General features: G+C 70.0%; 3 protein-coding genes. All 3 read right to left on the minus strand.

What is annotated here, in order from left to right; translation table 11 throughout:
• Positions 1-68: 68 nt before the first annotated feature.
• Genes ACR9ZG_RS18380 through ACR9ZG_RS18390 form a run of 3 tightly spaced genes read right to left on the minus strand, consistent with a single transcriptional unit; the run spans position 69 to position 3,842 of the window.
• Positions 69-2,039, minus strand: coding sequence for a glycoside hydrolase 5 family protein (locus tag ACR9ZG_RS18380; protein ID WP_481286289.1), 1,971 nt, complete (start codon positions 2,037-2,039; stop codon positions 69-71).
• Positions 2,036-2,875 (minus strand): carbohydrate ABC transporter permease, encoded by an 840-nt coding sequence (locus ACR9ZG_RS18385; RefSeq protein WP_481286290.1) that lies wholly within the window; start codon positions 2,873-2,875, stop codon positions 2,036-2,038. The genes ACR9ZG_RS18380 and ACR9ZG_RS18385 overlap by 4 nt, the downstream gene beginning before the upstream one ends.
• Positions 2,868-3,842 carry a carbohydrate ABC transporter permease gene (locus ACR9ZG_RS18390; protein ID WP_481286291.1) on the minus strand — a complete coding sequence of 325 codons (975 nt, stop codon included), beginning with the start codon at positions 3,840-3,842 and terminating at the stop codon, positions 2,868-2,870. Before ACR9ZG_RS18390 ends, ACR9ZG_RS18385 begins: the two co-directional genes overlap by 8 nt.
• Between the last annotated feature and the right edge of the window lie 57 nt (positions 3,843-3,899).

Raw genomic sequence — 3,899 nt, forward strand, 5'->3', positions numbered from 1 at the left:
AGATGTGTATAAGAGACAGGGGTACGGGAGGCGGGAGGCGGGAGGCGGAAGGTGCGCGGCGCGCGGCGCTAGTCCAGGGCGAGGACGCGGAGGGCGACCCCGTACGGCTCCAGCTCCACGTCCGGCGCGGCGGCGCCGTCGAGCCCGCGCAGCTCCCCGCCCGCCACCTCCGGCCGCACGCTCACGGCCTCGGGATGCTGCGACACGAACACCACGACCCGGCGGCCGTCGCCGGTCAGCAGCGAATCCGCGAACACGAGCGGATCGTCGAGCAGCACGTCGCGCTCGGCGTCCGCGACGGCGGCGAGCGCGTCGTACAGCCGCCAGGTCTCCTCCGGGTTCACCCGCGGCCGTCCCGCCGCGAACGTCTCCAGCGGATACGTGCACAGCACGGCCTGCCCGGCCCCGTGCTCGGCGACCACGATCGCCGGCCGCCCGGCCGCATCCTCCGCCACGACGCGGCCCGAGGTCACGGTCACCGGGAGGTACGTGCGCGCGTTCTCGTTGCCCGCGGCTCGCACGGTCAGGGTCTCGCCCGCCGCGATCGTCCCGAAGTCCTCCACGAACCGCAGCGTCACGACGTCGTCCTCGACCGGCTCGGCGAGGCCGTACGCGCTGGCGGGCCGTACGCCGAACAGCGCCTCGGTGTTCGCCCACCACGGCCCGCGCTGCACGCCGCTCGTGCCGTGCGCATACGAGGCGTACACGGTCGCACCGCCGCGCGCGAGCTCCTCCAGCTGGTACCACGAGGGCCCGCACAGCTGCTTGACCGACGGCAGGAGGTACAGCCCGTACCCGGTGGGCAGGCCGCCGTCCTCGCGCTCGCGCACCACCGCGACGGGCAGGTGCGCCTCGTGCGCGGCGACGTACGCCTGCTCCCCCGTCGCCACGATGTGGGCGCGCTCGTCCTCGTTCGTGAACGGGTAGTCCGCGGCGAGGTGCGACGGCACGACGATCGCGGCGTCCACCGGCGCGCGGCGCGCGGACGCGAGCTCGATCGCCGCGAGGTCCGCGGCGAATCGCGCCAGCTCGCGCAGCGGCGGCTTGGGCGCCCCGGTGCGGTCGGTGATCCCGAAGTGCAGCTCGAACGGATGGTGCGAGTACGGCCGCTGCGCGACGAGGTCGTCGTAGTCGGTGTTGTTCCACGCGATCCACCCGGTCGCCCCGGCGAGCAGCGTGTTGTAGAGCAGTTGCCGGTAGTAGGAGGCGGCGCCCTCCTCCGACACGAAGTCGCTGGTGAGCCCGAACTCCTCCATGATCACCGGCAGGCCCGGCCCGCCCGTGAGCGGACCGGTGGCGCACAGCTCGGCGATGTACGCCGCCTTGAGGTGCTGCCGCACCTGGTCGGTCTCCATCCGGTAGACGTGCGGCCCGACGAAGTCGGTGAACGCGGCGAGGTCGCCGACCGAGAACCCGTTGTCGTGCCCGGTGGTCTCGATCCCCCAGGCGCCGTCCCCGACCGCGACCGGCTGGGTGCCGCCGCCCGCCCGCACGGCGTCGACCAGCAGGGAGGCCCAGGCCGCGACGATGGGCCGCGGCGCCTCCCCGCCGTAGATGGGCACCTCGTTGGTGAGCAGCCAGCCGGCGACCGCGGGATGCGCGGCGAACCGCCTGGTGAGCTCGCGCACGTACCAGGCCTGCCGCCCGACGAACCACACGTCGCGGTAGAGGTCGCGCCCCTCCCGCCACACCGGGTCCCAGTTCTCGCCCGACATGTGGCCGACGAGGAAGGTCGGCACGGTCGTCATCCCCGTCTCGATGTGCGCGTCGAGGAAGTCGGCGAAGTTCGCCACGCACTGCTCGTCGAGCGTGTCCGGCGTGGGCTGGAAGTCCGGCCAGTAGAAGAACGAGCGCGTCATGGTGAGGCCGTGCTCGGCGAGCACGCGCAGCTCCTCCCGCACCACCGCCGGGTCGTACCGCGTCCACATCAGCGGACCGCCGGTGCGCGACCAGAAGTTGGCGCCGAGCCAGATCGCCGACTCGCCGTCGACCGCCAGCACGGGCGACGGCCGGTCGACCCGATCGCGGCTCCCGCTCACTTGACGGCTCCCGCGGTCAGCCCGGCGACGAAGCTGCGCTGCAGCAGGAGGAACGCGATGACGATCGGGATGGAGACCACGAGAGAGGCCGCCATGATCTGGTTCCAGTACACATTCGTCTGGGTGGAGTACAGCTGCAGCCCGACCGCGAGGGTCCGGTTCTCGTCGGTCGTCATCACCGACGCGAACAGCACCTCCCCCCAGCTGGTCATGAACGAGTAGATCGCGACGGCGATCAGACCGGGCTTGGCGGCCGGGAGCACGACGTGCCACAGCGCTCCCATCGGACCGGAGCCGTCCACCTTGGCGGCCTCGTCGAGGTCGCGCGGGATGCCGTCGAAGTACCCGGCGAGCATCCAGATCGCGAACGGCAGCGAGAAGGTGAGGTAGGTGATCACGAGCCCCCACCGGGTGCCGACCAGCTGGATGCCGACCGCCTGGTTGATGTTCACGAAGATGAGGAACAGCGGCAGCAGGAACAGCACGCCGGGGAACATCTGCGTCGACAGCACCGTCGTCGTGAACACGGTCCGTCCCTTGAAGCGGTACCGCGACACCGCGTACGCGGCGAAGATCGCGATGATCACGCTCAGGATGGTGGCCGCCGACGCGACGATCACGCTGTTCACGAAGTACGACGCCAGCGGGACCGTCGACCACATGTCGATGAACGGCTGGATGGTCAGGTTGGTCGGCCACCACTGGAAGGCGCCCTGCACGTCGGCCAGCGGCTTCAGCGACGAGGTCACCATCACGTAGAGCGGCACGACCGTGAAGATCGTCAGGAACACGATGACGACCCAGCGGAAGATGTGGGACGAGGTGGTCTCACGCATTGCGGCTCCTCCGGTTGACGACGAGCAGGTAGATGCCGCTGACGAGCAGCAGGAACAGCAGCAGGAGCACGCTCATCGCGGAGCCCGAGCCGAAGTTCCAGGTCAGGAACGACGCGTTGTAGATGTGGAACGAGATGAGGTCGCCCGCCGCCGGCTGCGCGTTGCCGAACAGCACGAATGGCGTGTTGAAGTCGTTGAACGTCCACAGGAACATCACCAGCAGCAGCACCGCGTTCACCGGCCGCAGCATCGGGAGGGTGATGGCCCGCCACTGCCGGAACGGCCGGGCGCCGTCGACCGCCGACGCCTCGTACACCTCGTCTGGGATCGACTGGAGGCCCGCCATCAGCATCAGGAAGGCGAACGGCCACAGCCGCCAGATGGCCACGATCACGATCGCCCAGAAGGCGTTGTCGCCGATCAGCCAGAACGGCTTGTTGTCGCCGAACCCGAGGTTGTCGAAGAAGAAGTGGTTGATCGCGCCGGTGTCCTTCTGGAACATGAACTTCCAGGTGATGATGCCGGCGTAGAGCGGCAGCGCGTACGGCACGAGGAACAGGGTGCGGAAGAATCCTCGGCCCCTGAACTTCCCCTGCAGCGCGACGGCTGCGGCCATCCCGAGCACCCAGGAGAGACCGACCACGAGGATCGTGAAGCCGACGGTGACGAAGAACGAGCGGAACAGCCCGGCGCCGATCGAGGTGTTGACGTCGAGCGCGACCGTGTAGTTCTTCAACCCGACGAAGGGCGCGGCGCCCCAGTTGGCGATGTAGAACTTGGTGAGCTGGAGGAAGCTGATCCAGATGCCGGTCAGCATCGGGATGACGTGGATGAGCAGCTCGAACACGATGGCCGGTGCGAGCAGTACGAGCGGCAGCCACCAGCCCTTGGGGCGGCGGCGGCGCTTGGGCGGGGCGGCCGGCGCGGCGTCGGCCGTGCGCGGCGGGAGGGTCGTCGTCGTCGACATGGTTCTCCTTCGCTGGGTCCGGCCGGGGGGGGGGGGGGGGGGGGGGGCGCCCCCCCC

It is taken from the genome of Leifsonia sp. KNZ12-8B (genome assembly GCF_056755495.1).

Coding starts and splice junctions, on each gene's coding strand:
- ACR9ZG_RS18385 (WP_481286290.1), bottom strand. CDS start 2,875: ATGCGTGAGACCACCTCGTCCCACATCTTCCGCTGGGTCGTCATCGTG.
- ACR9ZG_RS18390 (WP_481286291.1), bottom strand. CDS start 3,842: ATGTCGACGACGACGACCCTCCCGCCGCGCACGGCCGACGCCGCGCCG.